Here is a 21,042-nt window from a genome sequence, read left to right on the forward strand (position 1 = left end):
ACCGGACGTGGAATTACGCGTCACGCCGGTTACACGTCGAGGAAGCGAACGTCCTTGGCATTGCGGGTGATAAAGCTGCGACGTGCCTCGACGTCCTCACCCATCAGGATGGAGAACAGCTCGTCGGCCGCGGCGGCATCGTCCAGGGTGACCTGACGCAGTACCCGCACCGAGGGATCCATGGTGGTCTCCCACAGCTCCTTGGCGTTCATCTCGCCGAGACCCTTGTAGCGCTGGACACCGTCGTCCTTGTTGATCTTCTTGCCCGCGGCGAGACCCGCCTCGAGCAGGCCGTCGCGCTCGCGATCGGAGTAGGCGAACTCCGGATCGGACCGTTGCCACTTGAGCTTGTACAGCGGCGGCTGCGCGAGGTACACGTGCCCGTGCTCGACCAGCGGCCGCATGAAGCGAAACAGCAGGGTGAGCAGCAGGGTCGAGATGTGCTGGCCGTCCACATCGGCGTCGGCCATCAGCACGATCTTGTGATACCGCAGCTTGGCGATATCGAATTCGTCGTGGATGCCGGTGCCGAAGGCGGTGATGATCGACTGCACCTCGTTGTTCTTGAGGACGCGGTCGATACGGGCCTTCTCGACATTGATGATCTTGCCGCGCAGCGGCAGGATCGCCTGGTACATCGAATCGCGGCCGGATTTGGCCGAGCCACCGGCGGAGTCGCCCTCCACGATGTAGATCTCGGACTTACTCGGATCCTTGGATCGGCAGTCGGCCAGCTTGCCGGGCAGGCCACCGATATCCGTGGCGGACTTGCGCCGCACCAACTCCCGGGCCTTACGCGCCGCCACCCGGGCCTGCGCGGACGAAACCGCCTTCTGAACAATGGTCTTCGCATCGGCCGGATTGGCCTCGAACCAGTGTGAGATGTGCTCGTTGCAGGTGCGCTGGACGAACGACTTCACCTCGGTATTACCGAGCTTGGTCTTGGTCTGCCCCTCGAACTGTGGGTCGGCGATCTTCACGCTCACGATGGCGGCCAGCCCCTCCCGGATGTCGTCACCGGTGAGGTTGCCCTCCTTCTCCTTGAGCAGCTTCTTATCCTTCGCGTACTTGTTCACCACCGTGGTGAGCGCCGCGCGGAAGCCCTCCTCGTGTGTACCGCCCTCGTGGGTGTTGATGGTGTTGGCGAAGGTGTGGACGGACTCGGAATAACCCGAGTTCCATTGCATCGCAACCTCGACCTCGTGACCGGTGCCCTTGCCGGTGAATGAGACGAGCGAGTTGTGGATCGGCTGCTTGGTGCGGTTGATGTGCTTGACGAAGTCCTCGAGGCCACCCGGATAGTGGTAGGTCCGGGCTTTCACCTTCGGCTCAGCGGCTGGGGTGCCCTCGTCGAGGTGCTTAGGCGCCTCGGCGGTTTCGCTGACCACCTCATCGGTGACATCACCTTCATGTACCCGCTGATCTGTGAGGGTGATGGTGAGTCCCTTGTTCAGGAACGCCATCTCCTGCAAGCGACGCGCGACTGTTTCGAAACTGAAGGTGGTCGTCTCGAAGATATCCGGGTCCGGGAAGAACCGGATCGTGGTACCGGTGCGCTTGGTCGGTTCGCCCTGGATGAGCTTGCCGGGCTTCGCGTCCTTGTACTCCTGCGTCCAGTGGTAACCGCCATAGTTCACGTCGGCCTCGAGGCGGGTGGACAGTGCGTTCACCACCGAGATGCCGACACCGTGCAGACCGCCGGACACCGCGTAGGATTCTCCGTCGAACTTGCCACCGGCGTGCAACTGGGTCATGACGACCTCGATGGTGGGCACCCCCTGCGCGTGCATATCGGTCGGGATACCGCGGCCGTCGTCGACCACTTCCACACCACCGTCGGCGAGCAGGGTCACCTCGACCTTGCTCGCGTAGCCGGCCATCGCCTCGTCGACGGAGTTGTCGACGACTTCCCAGATCAGGTGATGCAGGCCGCGCTCGCCGGTGGAGCCGATGTACATGCCCGGGCGTTTGCGGACCGCCTCCAGGCCTTCCAGAACCGTGATGGAGGAGGCACCGTAGTCCTGCTTACCCGATGTCGCGTTGGTCGAGCCCGATGCGTTGGAGTCCTTGGCAGCCACTGGTCGGTAGCTCTCCTTACTTGCTGATCCTTGGCGCAGCGATCGGCAGCACACGTGGGGCCCGGTTTCAGATTTCTGGTCGTGAAATACGGGCCCATGCGCGGGCTGTACGGAACGCGCCGAAGGTTCGCCGCTAGTTACCCCACCATCCTACTGGTAGACCCAAGCCACAATGCACCTACGACACCCCTGACGGCTCCGTGGATGCGAGAAATCGGTCGAGCGCGGGTCGGTTCCGCCTTCAACCCCTTTGAGTCCATCAGATTCGGCCTGAGAGTTACCTGTGCGGCGGAGCCGCAATCACGGGCTGCCGAGTGGGTGACCACTACACGGTTCAGCCTACGGTGCGAACTCGCTCGATAGTGCCCAGGGCGTTCCACGTGAAACCGATCAATGCGCCGCGACCACGGCTTATCCGTAGGTGTCCCGCGGACCTCGGCCTTTGATATGCCGCTCGCCCTTGCGCCAGCTCGGCGCCGCCGGACCAGTGATCTTCAAGGACGTGACCACGCCCTGTCCCACCGCCGCATTGATCTTCGCCAGGATCTGACCTTGCAGCATGCGCAGTTGGGTGGCCCATGCCGTGGATTCGGCGGCAATGGCCAGCACGCCGTCCTTCAATGTCATCGGAGTCGCATGCGCGGCGATGTCCTCACCGACCACGCCGGCCCAGCGGCCGAAGACCATGCCCTCGGCGACCTTGGCCGACCAGCCCCGGTTCTTCGCGATGACACCGGCCAGGCTCGAGAGCAATTGCGGGTCACGGTCATCGGGCCGCGCGCCCGACCAGCCGGTGCGGCGGCGGGCTCCGGTGCGCAGCCGACGCGGCGATGCTCGGCCCTGCCCCACCGATTTACCACTGGCCTTGGCTGCCGCCCGCGCCTCTTCGAGCGCGCGCCGCGCCAAATCGATACCGCGGAGCTCCGGTTCCGGCTCGGATCCGGAAGTATTCGACGCTGTCGGATCGCTCACCTGGTCCGCCCTTCTCCCTGCCGCCGTTCGCGCATTGGTTGCCGACGCGTCGCATTGCAAATCGCGGCTGATCTTACCGACGTGAGAAGGCCCCGACGGGGCGCGATCAACCGGTGGCGGCGTCGGATTCCCGGTCGACGATCCGGGAGATCCGGCCGTCCGCACCGCCGTTCGTTTCCACCCGAAGCGGAACCGCGGAAAGTTCCGCGGGCACATCCTCGGGGACTGCGGCGGTGATCAGCACCTGTTCGGCACCGGCCGCGACCTCGGCGAGTGCACTGCGTCGACGGCGATCGAGTTCGGCGAATACATCATCGAGCAGCAGCACGGGTTCGGCGCCGGTGGCGCGTAGCAGTTCGAAGGCCGCCAGCCGCAGTGCCAGCGCGAACGACCATGACTCACCGTGGCTGGCAAAGCCTTTCGCGGGGGCGGTGCCGAGCATCAGATCAAGTTCGTCCCGGTGCGGGCCGACCAGGCAGACTCCACGTTCCAATTCCTTCGGCCGCGCCGCCGCCAATTCCCGCAGCATATTCGCCTCGAGCGCCGCGACGTCATCGGGCTCCGGCGCGCGTGCCGGATCCAGGAACTCCGGCGGCAAGCTCGCGCTGCGGTAGCCGATTGTGGCCGGGCGTGATTCGGGCGCGATCGACGAGTACGCCTGTGCGAGATAGGGATACAGATCGTGTACCAGGCGCAGTCGCTGGGCGAGCAGCACCGAGGCGTGTATCGCCAAATGTCCGTCCCATACGTCCAGCGTGCTGAGTTCCGCCTTCGAGCGGGCCTGGCGCCCAGCGGATTTCAACAAGGCGGCGCGCTGCCGCAGCACCCGGTCGTAGTCGGCGCGCACGGCGGCCAGCCGCGGCAATCTGGCTGTGCACAACTCGTCGAGGAAGCGCCGCCGTTCCCCCGGATCTCCGCGAACCAGGGCGAGATCCTCCGGTGCGAAGAGGACCGTCTGCAGAATGCCGAGGATTTCCCGCGGCCTGCGCACCGGAGATCGGTTGATCTGCGCGCGATTCGCGGCGCCCTGGTTCAACTCGAGATCAACGCGCAATTCGCGGCCCGCATTGACGACGGTCGCGCCGATCCTGGCGCGTTCGGTGCCGATCCGGATCAGCGGTGCGTCGGCGGCGACCCGATGTGAGCCCAAGGTGGCGAGGTAGCCGACCGCCTCGAGCAGGTTTGTTTTGCCATTGCCATTGGCCCCGAGAAAAACCGTTCGGCCTGGGGATAATTCGAGCTCGGCGTGCTCCCACGAGCGGAAGTCGCGCAGTGACAGCGTCCTGATGAACACCCGTCTACTCCGCTCCGGCCGTCGTAATCGCCGTTTTCCGCCGCCGTTGGCAACGAATCGTGCCTAGACCACAACATCTTGTGGTCCATCCACTGTCTGTGGACGAACTGTGGATAAATCGCATCGCCGCCGATGCTCAGCCCGGCAACCGAACCGGCATCAACAGGTAGATGTACAGGCTCTCCAGCGCGGCGAACGCGCCCGACTCCGTCACCTTGGGTTCCTCGTCGCTCGCGGGCAGCAGCACCGCGGGACGGCTCGGCGTGGTGAAGCCGAAGGTGACCCGATCGGCGTGCAGCGCGGAGAGTCCGTCGATGAGATAGCCCGGATTGAACGCGATTGTCAGTGCCTCACCGCGGAATTCGGCCTCCAGCCACTCCTCGGCGCGGCCCGCGTCATCGCCACCCGCCGAGAGCAGCAATCCCTCGTCGGTGAATTCCAGTCGCACCTGGGCACCGCGCTCGGCGACCAGCGCGACGCGCTTGATGGCGTCGGTCAGCGTGGCGACCTGCAGGGTGGCGATCGAGGTGTGCTCCTTGGGGAGCAATTGCCGGAACTTGGGGAATTCCGCGTCGAGCAGTCGGGTGGTGGTCCGGCGGCCCGCGTTCACGATGCCGAGCAGACCGTCCGCACCACTGCCGGTGCCGAGCGAAAGCTGCACGGGGGCATCGGACGGGCCGAGTGTCTTCGCCGCCTCCGACAGCGTCCGAGCCGGAATGAGCACCGAGGTCTCGATATCGGTGCGGGTGGGCTGCCATTCGATGTGCCGGACCGCCAACCGGAATCGGTCGGTGGCCGCGAGCACGACCTGCGGCCCCTCGATCTCCACCCGGATACCGGTGAGCATCGGCAGGGTGTCGTCGCGACCCGCGGCGACCGCGACCTGTCCGACGGCCTCGGCGAAAACATCGACGCTCAGCTCACCGGTCTGCTGGGGCACCTCGGGCAGTTGGGGATAGTCCTCGACCGGCATGGTCGGCAATGAGAATTTCGCGCTACCACAGGTGATCAGCACGCGGGTGCCGTCGACAGCGACATCCACCGGCTTATTGGACAGTGCCTTGGTGATGTCGGCGAGCAGTCGACCGGAGACCAGCACCTCACCAGGTCCAGCGACCTCGGCCGCTACGCGCATCTGCGCGGAGACTTCGTAGTCGAAGCCGGAGACGGTGAGTCCGTCCTCGCCCGCCACGAGTAGTACGCCGCCGAGTACCGGAACCGGAGGCCGCGACGGGAGGCTGCGCGCCACCCACGCAACGGACTCGGCGAAATCCTCTCGGGCGACCCGAAACTTCATACTCGCCAGCTCCATCGCCCGATCTGTCCTCTCCCGGTTCCGTGATCTCTGTCGGCTCGTCAGCGTTGATTCTCGAAATAGGGGGTGCTGTACCTGCCACCTTGCAGTCTGGCATAGGCGACCGACATTGAACCGTACTCGTCCGGACCAGCTGAACCTAGCCCGACCCTCCGGTCGTTCTGTGTAGCGAACACGATCCGCGCTCCGAAATATCGGGCAAGGAGAACAGGTGCGGGTGAATCACACGGAGATGTCCCGCTCTCTTGTCCTTGCTTGTCTCGATGAGTGGCTCGGTTACCGATGTTCCCCGATCGACTTTCCACACATCCTGTTTTGAAGAGAGATCTTCAAGAAGAAGAACTGAAGTAGTAGTAGGCACTGTGGAATCTGTGGACTGCGGCTGAATCCGCAGGTCCGGGGGCGTGGTGCGGTGGGGATGACTGCGGGGTGACTCGAGGATGAACGGATGGGGGTTGTGGACGTTGCGCGTTTGTTCCCCATTCATCCTCGAGCACTCCTCGAGTTGTTCCACCTGATTCACGAGGTTGTTCACACATGTGCACCGAATCGTGGACAGCTCGTGGAATCCTCGAGGACTCCACATGGACTCCTCGAGGATTCCACAAGCCGCTGACCGAGCCCGTCGCTGGTCAGGGCCTGTGTGTGCGGCCGCCTGTGGACTCTGTTGATTCCACCCCTGTTAGCAACGGATCCACGATCGCGCGCACAGCCTGTGGACGAACCGGTGCACAACTCGGAGTTTCCTCGAGGACTCCACAAGAATTCCTCGAGGACTCCACAGGGCATAGAAAAGCACCGCCCCAGGTCAGAGGCGGTGCCGGGGTGTTAGTACCGATCAGCGCGAACGCTGTTTAATCCGGGCTGTTAGTTCTTGTACTTGGTCGTATACGCGCCGCCGCTCGGTCATCTCCTTGCGTACCTTTTTCTCCGCGTACATGACCGTGGTGTGGTCACGACCGAAGGCCTGGCCGATCTTGGGTAGCGATAGATCGGTCAGTTCCCGGCATAGATACATGGCGATCTGACGCGCCTGGGCCAGCGGCCGGGCCTTACCCGGCCCGGTCAGCTCCTCGAGCGTGGTGTTGAAGTATTCAGCGGTGACGGCCATGATCGTCGCCGCATTGATCTCCAACGTCGTGGTATCCGGCATGAGATCGCGCAGTACGACCTCGGCCAACGGCAGATCCAGCGCTTGGCCGTTCAGCGAGGCGAAGGCCGTCACCCGGATCAGCGCACCCTCCAACTCGCGAATATTGCGCTCGACCCGACTGGCGATGAGCTCGAGCACATCGTGCGGAACATCGAGTCGGTCCATCCGCGCCTTCTTGCGCAGAATCGCGATGCGGGTTTCCAACTCCGGCGGCTGCACATCGGTGATCAGCCCCCATTCGAACCGGGTCCGCAGCCGCTCCTCCAGCGTGGCCAGCTGCTTGGGCGGTCGGTCGGAGGACACCACGATCTGCTTATTGGCGTTGTGCAGGGTGTTGAAGGTGTGGAAGAACTCTTCCTGGATACCTTCCTTGCCCTCGATGAACTGAATGTCGTCGACCAGCAGAATGTCGGTCTCGCGGTAGCGGCGCTTGAATGCCACCTTGCGGTCGTCACGCAGGCTGTTGATGAAGTCGTTGGTGAATTCCTCGGTCGATACGTACTTCACCCGCATGCCTGGGAACAGCCGCTGGGCATAATGTCCGGCCGCGTGCAGGAGATGGGTCTTGCCCAGACCGGAGGCGCCCCAGACGAACAGCGGATTGTAGGCGCGCGCGGGCGCCTCCGCGATCGCGACCGCCGCTGCGTGCGCGAAGCGATTGGATGCACCGATGACGAACGTCTCGAAGGTGTACTTCGAATTCAGACTCGCCGAGGAATTCGACGGTGCCGGGTTCTCCTGCGACTTGGTGAAGTAGGTGGGCCACGAATTGCGGACATTGACGACCGGTTCGTCGTCGTGCGAGCTGTCCGAGATCGGCTCGCGGACCGATTCGTGTGCGGCCACGATGGCCGGATCGGCGTTCGGCCGGGATTCCCGCGCGGGCGCCGCTTCACGCATCGGCGCACGGCCCTGCGCCCGCACCGGTTCCGGTGTCGGTTCCGGATTGAACAGTGACTCCTGGCCGGGCGGTACGGAATCGCGTCGCGGCGGGAGCCCGGACTCGCGTCGGGGCGCGGGTGACGGCTCCTGCCGTTCGCCATTGGTCTGGCTCGGATAGTCGCCACGGGTCGGGTATTCGTCCGTCGGGTACTCGCCCGGCACTTCGTATCCGGGCACCGGCAGGTACTCCGCTGCGCCCGCATATTCGGGCGCGGGCTCGTAGTCGGGTGCCGACGAGTAGTCCGGTCCGGCGGAGTATTCGGGCGTCGCCGGGTAGTCGCTGGGCTGTGCATAACGCGGCGGTGCGTAGTCGTTGCGTCCGGGATAGTCGGGGGCGGGATAGCCGGCCGGACCGCGACCGCTGTCGCGGCCACGCTCGGGCCGACTCGTCATGCGTGCGTGGCGCGGATTGTTGCCGGGCCGTTCGGTCGGCTGCGTCGCCGGCGCCGCGATCCGGACGCCGAGGCCCTCGACCTGTGGACCGAGCCGACGGCCGAGGGAACGCAGAATGGGTTCGCGCAGATCGCGTTCGATGGCCTCCTGGGCCAACGACGATGGCACCGAGAGCAAGGCGAAACCCTGCGCCACCGTCAGCGGCTTGACCAGTTTGAGCCAGGCCTGCTGTGCCCGGGACACCGGCGGGATGGCACCATCGGCCGAGCCGGCGGTGAGCTCGGCGACCACCTCCGGCCACACGGTGGCCAACACGTTCTGCTCGTCGTCCATGCAGTTTCCTCCCCGGAAGTAGGCGATAGGAGCAGACGGTCGGAGCCTGCGGAGTATCGGCCATGGCTGAGCCGATGTTTGTGATTCCGCGTACGTCCGTAACCGGTTCGAACGCAGCCCAGGTCCCCCATCCGGGCGGCGGCGTGGCACCGTCGGCCCTACGAATATGCCACTCCAGGGGTCTTTCCACACAATTATCCACAGATGTGGAGAACCCTGGGGAAATGTGAAACGAGGTTGCGCTCAGCCACTATATGGCCTGGACCTGCGGTTCTGTAGCAATCTTCTGGCTACGTACCGTAGTCGGTGCACCGGTCGACGGCTAGGGGTGTGGACGAACTCACGGTTATACCCAGGATGCGTCACTCCCGTGCAGCGGTACCGAGCAGGCCGCCGAACGGGTGGGCCGAGTTTGACCCGCACTTTGCCGATCAGTACCCTCGTACAGTCACCCCTTGGTGCGGTGGCGGTCCTGTGCTGACCGTGTCAGGTCGTATCGACCTCGTGCGCCAGGACCGACGCGCATCGATGATGACCGCCTCGTGATTCATCGCGCAAAGACGTATCACTGACAAGCTTTGGGCGCCGAACGGTGCCCACCTACTCGAGGAGTGTTGACCGTGGCCAAGGGCAAGCGGACGTTCCAGCCGAACAACCGTCGTCGGGCGCGGGTCCACGGCTTCCGTCTCCGGATGCGCACCCGCGCTGGCCGCGCCATCGTTTCCGCGCGTCGCGGCAAGGGCCGCAAGTCCCTCACTGCCTGATCCTCGCTCTCGGACGCTCGGGTGTTGCCTGAGCCGTATCGGTTGCATCATCGTGCCGACTTCTCCCGGACGGTGCGCCGCGGCCAGCGAATCGGGAGGCGAGATCTGGTCGTACACGCGCTCGTGCACGGGTATGACGGAATCATGGGCGCGAGTGGACGACGAAGCGATGCAGCTGAGGCCGGATCGTTGGTCCGCGTGGGCGGTCCGCGGTTCGGATTGATTGTCAGCAAGGCGGTGGGCAACGCGGTGGTTCGACACCGCGTCGCCCGCCGCCTGCGTCATATGTGCGCTCAGGTGATCGCCGAGCTGCCCGCTGATGCCGATATCGTCATCCGCGCATTGCCCGGCGCCGCGATCACCGACTCGACGGAATTGCTCCGCCAGCTGCGTGGCGCGCTGCGCAAGCTCGATATCGTCCGCCCATCGGCTACCGTGGCCGGTGCGGGATGAGTGCGCGCTCCACCGTTGCTCGGCTACCCGCGAACACGGTGATCTTCCTGATCGAGCTCTACCGGACATATGTCTCCCCCATGCGCCTGCCGGTGTGCCGTTTCACCCCGACATGTAGCGAGTACGCGGTGACCGCGTTGCGCACCCGCGGCCTGTTCGTCGGCCTCGGATTGACGGTCGTGCGATTGGCGAAATGCGCACCCTGGCACCCTGGTGGGTGGGATCCCGTTCCGGAGCGAAAAACGCGCGAACGGAACGGGCCAGCCGCCGACCGGCAAGAGTCGGCGCCACACGCTTGTAAAGGATCACCGCGCGCGGTGATCGGCGATACGAACGACGGGAGTGCATAGAGCCGTGCTCGACTTCATTTACTATCCGGTGTCCTGGATCCTCTGGTTCTGGCATCGGGTCTTCGGGTTCGCGTTCGGCGCGGACAACGGACTCACCTGGGCACTCGCCGTGGTGTTCCTGGTGTTCACGCTGCGCTTGGTGCTCTACAAGCCCTTCGTCAAGCAGGTGCGGACCACCAAGCAGATGCAGGAGCTGCAGCCCCAGATCAAAGAGCTGCAGAAGAAGTACAAGAACGATCGCCAGAAGATGGCGACCGAGATGCAGAAGCTGCAGAAGGATCACGGTTTCAACCCGTTGATGGGCTGCCTGCCGATCCTGGCCCAGGTGCCGGTCTTCCTCGGTCTGTTCCATGTGCTGCGCTCGTTCAACCGCACCGGCACCGGTATCGGCCAGCTCAGCATGTCGGCCTTCGACAATGCGCATACGCCGAACTATGTCTTCAGCGCCGCCGATGTCCAGTCCTTCCTGAGCGCACGCATCTTCGGTGCCCCCATCTCGGCCTACATCACCAGCCCGCCGAGCCAGCTGCAAGCCTTCGCCGATTACGGCGGCGTGCCGACCAAGCTGAGCATCGCGCTGGTCTCTATCCCGCTGATGGTGATCGCCGGTCTGGCGACGCACTTCAATGCGCGCGCCTCGGTTGCCCGGCAGAGTCCGGAGGCCGCGGCCAATCCGCAGTCGGCCATGATGAACAAGCTTGCGCTGTGGGTGTTCCCGCTCGGTGTGCTCGTCGGTGGTCCGTTCCTGCCGATCGCCATCCTGCTCTACTGGGTTTCCAATAACATCTGGACCTACGGACAGCAACACCTCGTCTTCGGCCGCATGGCGAAGGAAGAGGAAGTCAAAAAGCAGCAGAAGCTGGAGCAGCGCGCACAGAACGCGCCCAAGCCCGGTGCGAAGCCGGTCAATGTCAAGAAGAAGCAGTCACCCTCCGACGCAACACCCGTCGATGCGGATGCCGATGCCGTTGACGCGGTCGACGCGGCACCGTCGACGAATGGCACCGCGAAATCCCCGACCAAGGCGGGGCAACGGCGCTCGGGCGGGCAGAAGCGACCGGGTAACCGTGGGCGGCCCAACCAGAAGCGACGGCGCTGACACCTCGCGCGCCTGCGGGATCTCTGAGCAACCCTGTTCGCGTTCTCCGATCGGCGCCGGTCGCCGGTCGCGCGCGATGAGCAGATGAAGGAAATCAAATGACTGTTGAAACCGACGGAGGGGACGCCACAGTGGCGACGACGATGGTGAACGACGCGGACGGTCGTGAAGCCGATGCGGGGGCCGAATCCACCGACGCCGCCAACGATGCCGAGGAAGCCCTCATCGAAGAGGGCGAAATCGCGGGCGACTACCTCGAGCAGCTGCTCGATGTGCTCGACTTCGATGGCGATATCGATCTCGATGTCGAGGGTGACCGCGCGGTCGTGAGCATCGATGGCGGCCGCGATCTCTCGAAGCTGGTGGGCCGTAACGGCGAGGTGCTCGACGCGTTGCAGGAGCTGACCCGCCTGGCCGTGCAGCAGGCCACCGGGGTGCGCAGTCGACTCATGCTCGATGTGGCGGGCTGGCGGGCCAAACGTCGCTCGGAGTTGAGTGCACTCGGTACCGCCGCCGCACAGCGGGTGCTGAAATCCGGTAAGTCGGAGCCGTTGGCGCCGATGACTCCGTTCGAGCGGAAGATCGTGCACGACGCGGTGGCCGCCGTCGACGGTGTCAGCAGCGAGAGCGAGGGCGTCGAGCCCAACCGGCACGTTGTCGTGGTGCCTGTCTGAATCGCGCGCTGTGATTGGATTAGGGCCTTCGGTCTTCGGACCGAGGGCCCTCTTTATGTCTCGGATGCGCTCCCCCTCCCCCCGGCCCTATAGCCGCACTGATCGACTCGAGTTCGGAAGGATGTTTCACGTGGAACGAGATCTCGGTAGCATCACCGCGTTGCCGAATGAGCTGGAGCCCCCAGCCTCGGCTGCGGTGGTTTTCGGAGACCGGCTGGATCTCGCGCGTCGGTACTGTGCTGCCCTCGCCGCCGCAGGCGTCGAGCGCGGACTGATCGGTCCCCGAGAGGTGCCACGGCTCTGGGATCGACACATTCTCAACTGTGCGGTGGTCGGTGAATTAATGGCGGAGGGCGCCACCGTGGTCGACATCGGCAGCGGTGCCGGACTGCCCGGAATCCCATTGGCGATTGCGCGCCCGGATCTCCGAATCACCTTGGTCGAGCCGCTGTTGCGCCGCACCATCTTTCTGAGCGAATTCATCGAGGCGGTCGGACTCGATGTGACCGTGGTACGCGGCCGGGCCGAGCAGTCGGGCGTGACGAAGGAAGCGGGCGGCGCGGATGTGGTGACCTCGCGCGCGGTCGCACCGCTGGCGAAGTTGGCACAGTGGTCCATTCCCCTATTGCGTGATCACGGACGGATGCTCGCGCTCAAGGGAGTCAGCGCGGCCGAAGAACTCGAGCGCGATGGTGAGGCATTGGCTAAGGCGGGCGCAGGGAATGCGACCGTGCTGGAGTGCGGCGCCGGACTCGTCTCCACCCCGACTCTGGTGATCAGCGCCGAGCGGCTACCGCGCGCCGCGCGCCCGTCTCGTCGGTCCGGTAGGTCGGCGCGGAAGCCGAAGCAGCAGTAGCCGATTCGAGGCGATGTTTCATGTGAAACATGCGCTCGAGTGCCCCGTCTTGCTGCAGGCATCAAGACGAAACTTCACGTGACGTTTTGAATCTGGTGCCATCGGGTGAGGAAATCGATTATCCCCATTGCGCAAGGCTCATTGGACGCGAGAGCGCTCGGTGTGAGATATCGCTTCCGCTCCGCGATAGGTGGAGTCGACTCCGAGACGTGCCCGATGTTTCATGTGAAACGGGACTTCGGTGTTGGTCTCGGGCTTCATGTTTCATGTGAAACAGCGAATCGGGCGTATCAATCTTGTTCGCGGCGGCATGATTCGACGCAGATTCGCGTGTCCTTTGCGTATTGCCGCGATTCAACTTTCTTATCCCGCTGAGTGCTGGCAAGCTAGTGTGCGTCGGGCGTGAGCGTTGATGCCACGGAGGGATGTTGATGTCACATCGATGGGAGCTCCGCTCGGTCGATCGGGCGACGCGGTTCCGGTCGAGCATCAACTTCGATCCGACACAGCTAGTGATGACGCGGCGCCGAATTCGGTCGGGCGCACGTGATCTGAGGTTCTCGCGTTAGGAGCTGTCTATGTCGAGCGGTCCGGCGAATGTTTCACGGGAAACAACGTCGCGCGTGCCGGGGATGCTGGACTCCAGCACCTTCGATGCGGAGGCATTTGGAAGCACACCGTTCGGGCACATCTCCCCCAGTGAGACCCCGATAGCGGCCGAAGCCCAACGTGCAAGCCAAATATTGCATCCAGGAAAGGTGACAGTGCCGAAACCGCACGAGCAACGGATCATCACCATCGCCAATCAAAAGGGGGGCGTCGGTAAGACGACAACCGCCGTGAATCTCGCGGCCGCCCTGGCGCATACCGGGATGACGGTTCTCGTGATCGACCTCGATCCCCAGGGCAATGCCAGCACCGCCCTGGGCATCGAACATCACTCGGGGGTTCCGTCGAGTTATGAACTCCTCATCGGCGAGGTGTCGGTGATGGATGCGATTCAGCAGAGCCCGCACAGCGATCGCCTGCTGTGCATCCCAGCGACCATCGATCTGGCCGGTGCCGAGATCGAATTGGTTTCCATGGTGGCCCGGGAGGGACGACTCAAGGCCGCCATCCAGGAGGCCAATATCGCCGGGTACGACATCGATTACGTGATGATCGACTGCCCGCCGTCGCTCGGTCTGCTCACCGTCAACGCAATGGTCGCGGCCAAGGAGGTGCTGATCCCGATCCAGTGCGAGTACTACGCGTTGGAGGGTGTCGGGCAGCTGCTCCGCAATATCGGTCTGGTGCAGGCGCATCTGAATCCCGAACTACATGTGTCGACGGTGCTTCTCACGATGTACGACGGCCGGACCAAGTTGGCCGACCAGGTCGCCGAGGAGGTGCGTGGGCACTTCGGCGATGTGGTGCTGAAGTCGGTCATCCCCCGCAGCGTGAAGGTCTCCGAGGCACCGGGCTACGGCATGACGGTGCTCGATTATGATCCAGGCTCCCGGGGTGCGATGAGCTATCTGGACGCCGGTCGCGAGATGGCCGCGCGGTCGGTGGTCCGGCCGGGTGCGGCAGAGCACGCGCAATGACGAACGAGGAAAGGGTCGGTAACCGATGACTCAGGCGAAGAAGGGCGGGCTAGGCCGCGGACTTGCCGCGTTGATTCCGACGGGGCCGGCAGTCACACCGGGACTCGGTGCCACACCGGGACTCGGCAGTGCCGCAGCCAATGTCGTCATCGGCATCGATCCGATCGGTCCGCAACCGGCCTCCGCCTTCCTGCATCGGGTCCCCGACCCCAGTGACGAGCAGCTGTCGGATGGCGGTGCGACCTATCGCGAAATTCCGCCGGAGCAGATCGAACCGAATCCCAAGCAACCGCGCCACGTCTTCGAGGAAGAGGCGCTCGCCGAGCTGGTGCATTCCATCAAGGAATTCGGCCTGATGCAGCCCATCGTGGTGCGTCGGCTGGAACCGGGGGTGGACAAGTATCAGATCGTCATGGGCGAGCGACGTTGGCGCGCTTGCCAGGAGGCCGGGCTCGCGGCGATTCCGGCCATTGTTCGTGAGACCGCGGACGACGCGATGTTGCGGGACGCCCTGTTGGAGAACATCCATCGGGTACAGCTGAATCCACTCGAAGAGGCGGCGGCCTATCAGCAGCTGCTCGAGGAATTCGATGTCACTCACGAGGAGTTGGCCGCACGAATCGGTCGTTCCCGCCCTGTCGTGACGAATATGATTCGCCTGTTGAAACTGCCGATCCCGGTGCAGCGCCGGGTCGCGGCCGGCGTGCTTTCCGCTGGGCACGCTCGCGCGCTGCTCGGTCTCGAGGCAGGCGCCGACGCCCAAGAGGTACTCGCCGCCCGCATCGTGGCCGAGGGATTGTCGGTCCGGGCCACCGAGGAAGCCGTCACCCTGGCGAACCGGGATCCGGATACTGCCACTCCCCCTTCCCCCCGGCGCAAGCCGATTCATATGCCGGGTTTGCAGGATGTGGCCGAGCGGCTGTCGGAATCATTCGACACTCGCGTCACAGTGAGCCTCGGCAAGCGGAAGGGCAAGATCGTCGTCGAATTCGGTTCGGTCGAAGACCTCGAACGCATCGTGGGCATGATGGAGCAGCAGCAGCTCGGCAAGTGACAGAAGTGGCAAAAATAGCCGTGTGTTTCCGGTAGGCAATGTGTTCAGCACCGAAACGTCACTGTGACGGCGCCGAAAACGGCCTACGGAGGGGCTCCTTACCAACAGCACAGCGACGTGGAATGAGGCGGGTTCGCTTTGATCGCTTATTCTTGCTGGCGAGTGAATGCAGCGTGAGTGTGGATGAATCGGATAGCTGGAGGCTGAGCAGAGCGGTGTCGACCAGCGTCACAGCACTAACCCTGGGCGGACTCGACAAACTACCCGCGCATGCGCGGCGTTGCGTGTTCTGGGAGATCGATCCGGCCGTGGCCGCGACCTCCCGTGAGTTCAGTGACCCGGTCTTCGAGAAGGAGGCCTGGCTCTCCACGGTCATGCTGGAGTGGGGTTCATGCGGGCAGGTCGCGAATGTGGACGGAAATGTCGCAGGGTGTGCGCTGTATTCGCCACCCAGCGCGGTACCGCGTGCCGGTCTCTTCCCCACCTCGCCGGTCAGCCCGGATGCGGTCCTCCTGACCACGCTGCGGGCCGAATTCCCCTATCAGGATGCCGACATAGCCACGCGCCTCATGACGGCCGTGGTAGCCGATCTGGTGCGTCGCGGTGTACGTGCGCTGGAGGCCTTCGGCATTCGCACCGATCCCCCGGCGACCGCGATGTCGGATCGTTCGCTCGGCTCGATTCGGTTGATGGAGCGGATCGGGTCACCGGTCCGGGATGCCGCCTCGGCAGGTAAGGCGACCGAATGCTCGCCGGAGACCTGCATGATCGAGGCCGACTTCCTCGAGGACGTGGGCTTCGAAGTGGTGGCGCCGCACCATCGTTTCCCTCGGCTGCGTTTGGAGCTGAACTCCGATCACGGCTGGAAGGAAGATGTGGAGCGCGCGCTCGATCAGCTGCTCGCCGCGGCCTCGCTGACGGTGCCCTTCCGCGTCGGAGCACCCTGAAGTTCTGCACGAACAACAAACGTGCGCCCCCGCTGACGGTCTTTGTCGGCAGGGGCGCACTCGTATCGGAAGTACTTCGGCTTGTTCGTATTTTATTGATCCAGAAGGTAATCAGCTACATACGGTCCGCGGCGGCTAATTCCTCAGCCAGTAGTTCAGCGAAAGTGTATGTGCCCGTTGGCTGATCGTCCTGGCCGAGCAGATACAGCCGCTTCACCGAGATCAGGATGGCCTCGGCGATCACATCGCGCATCCGCGGATTGGTGAGCACCGACGCGTCGTATTCGTTTGTGAGATAACCGATATCGACCTGGACCGTCGGCATCTTGGTGAGCCGCAATAGATCCCAGGTGCGCGCGTGAGTTCGGCAGTCCTGCAACGAAGTTCGCGCGACGACCTCACGCTGGATGAAGCCGGCCAGCACCTGGCCGATCATCGACACCGACCCGTGCGAGTTGCCGAAGTGGAAGCTCGCGACACCGTTGGCGGACGGGCTCGGGTTGTTCGCGCAACGCAGCGAAATCATCAGATCGGCGTCGAACGCATTGGAGGTGTCGGCACGCTCGGCATCGGTCGGATTGGCACCCCACGGCCGCGACAGGAAGGTTTCCATGCCGGTGGCGGCCATTCGGCCCTCCAGCCTGCTGGCCAGATCCCAGAGGATCTCCGACTCGTAGACATCGCCGTATTCGGTCGGCACCGCGAAGCCCTTGTCCGGACCGCCGAGGCCGGGATCGATGACGATCCGCTTACCGGTCAACTGCGGCCCGGCCCGGTGCACGACCTCTTCCTCGGCGATCCGATGCGGATTGCCGCCGGTGACGCGTGCCCCGAGCAGTTCCAGCGAGCGCAGCGTATCCGGACCGCAGATGCCGTCCGCGGCCAAGCCGATCTCCCGCTGGAATGCGGTGAGTGCCTCATGGGTGTGCGGGCCGAAGTAACCGTCGACGCGGTGCACGTAGAAACCGAGGTCCTGTAGCCGGCGCTGCAGCGTTGCGACATCGTCGCCGTAGAGCGGCGCGGACAGCTGGTAGATCAACGTGCGGGCACCCAGGCGATAGGAGGCTTCCTTGAGCGCACGGTAGGTAGCCGGCCCGACGACCCCGTCGACCAGCAGTCCGCGGTGCTGTTGAAAGGCGCGAACCGCCGAGTCGAGCTGGCGATCGAAGGAAGCGTCGGTGTCCTTCCAGTACTCTCGCGCATCAGCGTGATCTGCCGCGGCGGAGTGCGTATGCAGGAAACCGAGACTTGCCAGGGTGCTCCGAACCTCGGCGACGGCTGGACCGGTATCGCCGTGACGAAGTCGGTGCATGCGTGAGAGCCCTTTCCTTCCGTCAACCCGGGTACCCACTCATGCGATGGCTAACACCCTCGCACGACCGGAGGTCGGTCGATTGTCTCAGACCCGGACCGGAATTCAGCAATTCCCGGCGTCCAGGCATCCTACGGCGCGTCGTCGAATGACGGCGTTCCTTTGACGAATACGTCAGATAATGCCGTCGAGTTCGCGCAACAGGGCGGCTTTGCCCTTCGCGCCGACGATCTGCTTGACCGGCTTGCCACCGGAAAACAGCATCATAGTCGGCAGCGAGAGGATCTGATAATCGCGGGCAACGCCCGGATTGGCATCCACATCCACCTTGGCTACGGTCAGTTTATCCGCGTGCGTGCCCGCGATCTCCTCCAGCACGGGGGCGACCATCTTGCACGGGCCGCACCAGTCGGCCCAGAAGTCGACGAGTACCGGCTTCTCGCTGAGCAGCACATCGTCGGCGAAGGACGCGTCGGTCACGGTGACCGTGTTTTCGGACATGGGTATCTCCTTGTAGTGCAAAAATAATGAGATCAGTTGGTGGGCACGGCAACCGAGGTGCCGGCGTGATCCAGGGTGTTCGAGGTGATGTCACCCTGTTCGGCCAGCCAGCGCTCGGCGTCGATCGCGGCGCGGCAGCCGGTGCCCGCGGCGGTGATGGCCTGGCGGTAGGTGTGGTCGACCAGATCGCCGGCGGCGAAGACACCGGGCACCTTGGTGGCGGTCGAGGGATGCAGCACCTGCACATAGCCCTCGTCGTCCAGTTCCACCTGATCCTTGACCAGCTCGCTGCGCGGATCGTGACCGATCGCAACGAACAGGCCGGTCGCGGCGAGCTCAGAGGTCTCGCCGGTGCGGGTATCGCGTAAGGTCAGGCTGGTTACGCTGGTATCGCCGTTTACCGCGGCGACCTCGGCATTGAGTACGAACTTGATCTTCTCGTTGGCCTTGGCGCGCTCCAGCATGATGCGCGAGGCGCGGAATTCCTCGCGACGGTGCACGATGGTCACACTGCTGGCGAACTTGGTGAGGAAGGTCGCCTCCTCCATCGCGGAGTCGCCGCCACCGACCACGACGATGTCCTGGCCCTTGAAGAAGAAGCCGTCACAGGTGGCGCAGGCGCTGACACCGCGGCCGAGCAGCTTCTGCTCACCCGGGACATTCAGATAGCGCGCCGCCGAGCCCATGGCGAGGATTACGGCATAGGCCTGGTAGGTCTCATCGCCGACGGTGACGGTCTTGATCGGACCGGTCAGGTCGATGGCGTCCACATCCTCGGTCCGGATGTCGGCGCCGAACCGCTTGGCCTGTTCGCGCATCTCCTCCATCAGATCCGGGCCCATGATGCCGGCACGGAAGCCGGGGAAGTTTTCGACCTCGGTCGTGGTCATCAGTGCGCCACCGAACTGGGTGCCCTCGAACAGCAGGGGCTGGAGTTCTGCGCGGGCCGCGTAGACGGCGGCGGTGTAGCCGGCGGGGCCGGAGCCGACGATGATCAAGTCGCGAACTGCGTTGCTCATGCCTCCGCCTCGCTGGCGCTCGGCTCCACCACGACCAACGAGTTGGCTGTGTTGATTGTTCGCTCGCTGCGCTCGCTCACGGGTGACCCTTCCGAGGGAGATTCATTAGACGTGTCGGTCAACAACAGGGTAAACGGTGTTGTTCCCGACGTGATGTGGGACAACCGCGCGACGTGACCTCGCCCACTCGCTAACCGATATCGGTGAGTGCCAACTGTTGCGGATCGTCGGCGCCGCAACCGATTCCGACGACAAGTGCGGTGATCTTGTGCGGGCGCGGTCCGGTGAGCAGGATCAGCACGGCGTCCCTGCCCTGGAAGGTGGTATTGGTCGAGCCGAGGACGGTGCGGTCCAGGCCGTTGGCGTGAACGCAGCGGTTCAGGGCCGCCGGGGTGCCGAGTGTGCCGGTGACGTCGTTGCGACCGAGGGCGGTCAGTGCGACGGTGGCGTCGAGTTCATCACCGAGTTGGACGTTGCCGGTGGTCGGTTGGGCGCTGGGGGCTACCTCACGCCCGCGCAGTACGTCCACTACGGCCGCGACGCAAGCCACGACCGCGACCACGGCGGCCGCGGCGGCGAGCCAGCGGAGCGTGCGAGTACGGCGTTGTTCCAGCGGAATGGGGGCCGCGCGGGGTGTGAGGTCCGCCGGTCCGGAATCCGTTGCGTCATCGGCGGATTCGGGCCATACCGACGCTGATTCCGGCCGTGCGGCGACCGAGGGCAGCCGATGGACGGTTGCGGCCCGCTCGGTGGGTTCCTGCGCCACGTCCAGGCCTTCGACGAACTCCTCCAGCCGGGCCGCGATATCGGCGGGCATGGTGTGGATGACGCGCTCATTTCGGCCGAGTGCGCGCAATTCGACGCTGACGTCATCGAGCGAGTTCAGGAACCGCAGCGCGTCCGGATCATTGCGGACCACCGGCCATAGCTGCTCACTCAGCTCCGGGGCCACATTGTCGGCGTGCAGATCGGCGAGCAGTTCGGGCGAGAACGGAGGTTGCGGATCGGATCGGGTCGCCATCGCACCTCCGGGTCCTCGAGTAGATATCGCGCGCGCCCGCACGGCGCGGGCACTGCCGGTACATCGCCTGGTTGTCCGTCACTATTAATGACGCATCTCGACTACTTCCGGTTCCCCGGATCACGCAGAAATTCCAAACGTTCTTGAAGCCGCAGCCGACCCCGCGCGCATCGGCTCTTGATGGTGCCCTCGGGAACGCCGAGCAGCGCCGCTGTCTCCGCGACACTACGCCCCTCGAGTTCCACCGCGACAAGCGCCGCACGCTGCTCCTCCGGCAGCGTGAACAGCGCGCGGTCGATGACGAGTGACATTTCCAGTTCGGCGAAATCGTCCCTGGTGTCCTTCGGTTCCGGCATGGACTCCGGCGACAGCGATACCGCGCGTCGGGTCTTATTGCGCCGGATCCGGTCCAGACAGGCATTCACCACGATGGCGTGCAGCCAGCTGCGCACCTCGGCCTCGGCGCGGAAGGTGGCGGCGGTGCGGTGTGCGGAGAGCAGTGCGTCCTGCAGCGAATCCGCCGCGTCCTCACGGGTATAGGAGGTGCGCAGGGCGGTCTGCCAGAGGTGATCGTTATGACGGCGCAGCAGTTCGGCGAAGGCATGCCGCTCACCGCGTACATGGGCTTGCAGCAATTCGGCATCGGTGAGCTCGTCGGGTGTGAACGAACGCTCGCGGAACGCAACAGGCCGCGACTTTCCCCCGTGGGAATCCTCGTTCAGTTCGGACGGCAAAACCAACCCCTTGGACAGCTCTCACGGCGATGACGGACACGGGCGACCACCATCGAAATTTCGCAGCATCCAGGATCGAACAACCAGAACCCGGGGAGCTCCCCCTGCTGTGAGAGCGCGGCTAGATCATATCGTCAGTAAAGATTTGGCAGCAACCAGACCAGTCAGGGCTGAATCGGTGCGGTGGGCCCG

At 64.3% G+C, this 21,042-nt stretch carries 19 protein-coding genes; 9 read left to right on the forward strand and 10 right to left on the reverse strand.

The window, feature by feature from the left end; translation table 11 throughout:
* Positions 1-29: 29 nt before the first annotated feature.
* The 5 genes from gyrB to dnaA all read right to left on the reverse strand — a co-directional run bounded on the left by gyrB (position 30) and on the right by dnaA (position 8,480).
* Complete coding sequence (gene gyrB, locus AB0L58_RS31180; RefSeq protein ID WP_364392219.1) at positions 30-2,078, reverse strand: DNA topoisomerase (ATP-hydrolyzing) subunit B; 2,049 nt, start codon at positions 2,076-2,078, stop codon at positions 30-32.
* Between the two features lie 411 nt (positions 2,079-2,489).
* Positions 2,490-3,050 carry a DUF721 family protein gene (locus AB0L58_RS31185; protein WP_364392221.1) on the reverse strand — a complete coding sequence of 187 codons (561 nt, stop codon included), beginning with the start codon at positions 3,048-3,050 and terminating at the stop codon, positions 2,490-2,492.
* Positions 3,051-3,156: 106 nt separating this feature from the next.
* Entirely contained in the window at positions 3,157-4,344 is a 1,188-nt protein-coding gene (recF, locus tag AB0L58_RS31190) for a DNA replication/repair protein RecF (RefSeq protein WP_364392223.1), read from the reverse strand.
* Positions 4,345-4,480: 136 nt separating this feature from the next.
* Complete coding sequence (gene dnaN, locus AB0L58_RS31195; protein WP_364392225.1) at positions 4,481-5,656, reverse strand: DNA polymerase III subunit beta; 1,176 nt, start codon at positions 5,654-5,656, stop codon at positions 4,481-4,483.
* An 841-nt stretch (positions 5,657-6,497) separates the two neighbouring features.
* Entirely contained in the window at positions 6,498-8,480 is a 1,983-nt protein-coding gene (gene dnaA / locus AB0L58_RS31200; RefSeq protein ID WP_364392228.1) for a chromosomal replication initiator protein DnaA, read from the reverse strand.
* 620 nt (positions 8,481-9,100) lie between these two features.
* Between dnaA and rpmH the strand changes: the two genes are divergently transcribed.
* The 9 genes from rpmH to AB0L58_RS31245 all read left to right on the forward strand — a co-directional run bounded on the left by rpmH (position 9,101) and on the right by AB0L58_RS31245 (position 16,263).
* Entirely contained in the window at positions 9,101-9,244 is a 144-nt protein-coding gene (rpmH, locus tag AB0L58_RS31205) for a 50S ribosomal protein L34 (protein ID WP_083898281.1), read from the forward strand.
* Between the two features lie 21 nt (positions 9,245-9,265).
* Complete coding sequence (rnpA, locus tag AB0L58_RS31210) at positions 9,266-9,697, forward strand: ribonuclease P protein component (protein WP_364392230.1); 432 nt, start codon at positions 9,266-9,268, stop codon at positions 9,695-9,697.
* Positions 9,694-10,047: a membrane protein insertion efficiency factor YidD gene (yidD, locus tag AB0L58_RS31215; RefSeq protein WP_364392233.1), complete on the forward strand. Its 354-nt coding sequence runs from the start codon at positions 9,694-9,696 to the stop codon at positions 10,045-10,047. Before rnpA ends, yidD begins: the two co-directional genes overlap by 4 nt.
* Before the next feature lie 4 nt (positions 10,048-10,051).
* Complete coding sequence (gene yidC, locus AB0L58_RS31220; RefSeq protein ID WP_364392235.1) at positions 10,052-11,146, forward strand: membrane protein insertase YidC; 1,095 nt, start codon at positions 10,052-10,054, stop codon at positions 11,144-11,146.
* A gap of 143 nt (positions 11,147-11,289) precedes the next feature.
* A complete protein-coding gene (locus AB0L58_RS31225) occupies positions 11,290-11,820 on the forward strand; it encodes a protein jag (RefSeq protein ID WP_364392334.1) in 531 nt (176 codons plus the stop codon).
* Positions 11,821-11,941: 121 nt separating this feature from the next.
* Positions 11,942-12,676: a 16S rRNA (guanine(527)-N(7))-methyltransferase RsmG gene (gene rsmG / locus AB0L58_RS31230; protein WP_364392238.1), complete on the forward strand. Its 735-nt coding sequence runs from the start codon at positions 11,942-11,944 to the stop codon at positions 12,674-12,676.
* Positions 12,677-13,254: 578 nt separating this feature from the next.
* Positions 13,255-14,262 carry a ParA family protein gene (locus tag AB0L58_RS31235; RefSeq protein WP_364392241.1) on the forward strand — a complete coding sequence of 336 codons (1,008 nt, stop codon included), beginning with the start codon at positions 13,255-13,257 and terminating at the stop codon, positions 14,260-14,262.
* Between the two features lie 25 nt (positions 14,263-14,287).
* Complete coding sequence (locus AB0L58_RS31240; RefSeq protein ID WP_364392244.1) at positions 14,288-15,316, forward strand: ParB/RepB/Spo0J family partition protein; 1,029 nt, start codon at positions 14,288-14,290, stop codon at positions 15,314-15,316.
* Between the two features lie 215 nt (positions 15,317-15,531).
* Positions 15,532-16,263 (forward strand): GNAT family N-acetyltransferase, encoded by a 732-nt coding sequence (locus AB0L58_RS31245; RefSeq protein ID WP_364392246.1) that lies wholly within the window; start codon positions 15,532-15,534, stop codon positions 16,261-16,263.
* Between the two features lie 115 nt (positions 16,264-16,378).
* On the opposite strand, the gene AB0L58_RS31250 is transcribed toward AB0L58_RS31245, so the two are convergent.
* The 5 genes from AB0L58_RS31250 to sigM all read right to left on the reverse strand — a co-directional run bounded on the left by AB0L58_RS31250 (position 16,379) and on the right by sigM (position 20,838).
* A complete protein-coding gene (locus tag AB0L58_RS31250; RefSeq protein WP_364392248.1) occupies positions 16,379-17,575 on the reverse strand; it encodes an N-acetylmuramoyl-L-alanine amidase in 1,197 nt (398 codons plus the stop codon).
* A gap of 174 nt (positions 17,576-17,749) precedes the next feature.
* Positions 17,750-18,076 carry a thioredoxin gene (gene trxA / locus AB0L58_RS31255; RefSeq protein ID WP_062981517.1) on the reverse strand — a complete coding sequence of 109 codons (327 nt, stop codon included), beginning with the start codon at positions 18,074-18,076 and terminating at the stop codon, positions 17,750-17,752.
* A 32-nt stretch (positions 18,077-18,108) separates the two neighbouring features.
* Positions 18,109-19,095 carry a thioredoxin-disulfide reductase gene (trxB, locus tag AB0L58_RS31260; protein WP_364392250.1) on the reverse strand — a complete coding sequence of 329 codons (987 nt, stop codon included), beginning with the start codon at positions 19,093-19,095 and terminating at the stop codon, positions 18,109-18,111.
* Positions 19,096-19,285: 190 nt separating this feature from the next.
* Entirely contained in the window at positions 19,286-20,116 is an 831-nt protein-coding gene (locus AB0L58_RS31265; protein ID WP_364392252.1) for a hypothetical protein, read from the reverse strand.
* Between the two features lie 101 nt (positions 20,117-20,217).
* A complete protein-coding gene (gene sigM, locus AB0L58_RS31270) occupies positions 20,218-20,838 on the reverse strand; it encodes an RNA polymerase sigma factor SigM (RefSeq protein ID WP_364392336.1) in 621 nt (206 codons plus the stop codon).
* Positions 20,839-21,042: the final 204 nt, after the last annotated feature.

The sequence above is a fragment of the Nocardia sp. NPDC052112 genome (genome assembly GCF_040680135.1).
Lineage (GTDB): Bacteria > Actinomycetota > Actinomycetes > Mycobacteriales > Mycobacteriaceae > Nocardia.

What these genes read in the sequence shown, in the direction of transcription:
- dnaN (WP_364392225.1), bottom strand. Translation starts at nt 5,656, where the DNA reads ATGGAGCTGGCGAGTATGAAGTTTCGGGTCGCCCGAGAGGATTTCGCC.
- dnaA (WP_364392228.1), bottom strand. Translation starts at nt 8,480, where the DNA reads ATGGACGACGAGCAGAACGTGTTGGCCACCGTGTGGCCGGAGGTGGTC.
- yidD (WP_364392233.1), top strand. Translation starts at nt 9,694, where the DNA reads ATGAGTGCGCGCTCCACCGTTGCTCGGCTACCCGCGAACACGGTGATC.
- AB0L58_RS31225 (WP_364392334.1), top strand. Translation starts at nt 11,290, where the DNA reads ATGGTGAACGACGCGGACGGTCGTGAAGCCGATGCGGGGGCCGAATCC.
- rsmG (WP_364392238.1), top strand. Translation starts at nt 11,942, where the DNA reads ATGTTTCACGTGGAACGAGATCTCGGTAGCATCACCGCGTTGCCGAAT.
- AB0L58_RS31235 (WP_364392241.1), top strand. Translation starts at nt 13,255, where the DNA reads ATGTCGAGCGGTCCGGCGAATGTTTCACGGGAAACAACGTCGCGCGTG.
- AB0L58_RS31240 (WP_364392244.1), top strand. Translation starts at nt 14,288, where the DNA reads ATGACTCAGGCGAAGAAGGGCGGGCTAGGCCGCGGACTTGCCGCGTTG.
- AB0L58_RS31250 (WP_364392248.1), bottom strand. Translation starts at nt 17,575, where the DNA reads ATGCACCGACTTCGTCACGGCGATACCGGTCCAGCCGTCGCCGAGGTT.
- trxA (WP_062981517.1), bottom strand. Translation starts at nt 18,076, where the DNA reads ATGTCCGAAAACACGGTCACCGTGACCGACGCGTCCTTCGCCGACGAT.
- trxB (WP_364392250.1), bottom strand. Translation starts at nt 19,095, where the DNA reads ATGAGCAACGCAGTTCGCGACTTGATCATCGTCGGCTCCGGCCCCGCC.
- AB0L58_RS31265 (WP_364392252.1), bottom strand. Translation starts at nt 20,116, where the DNA reads ATGGCGACCCGATCCGATCCGCAACCTCCGTTCTCGCCCGAACTGCTC.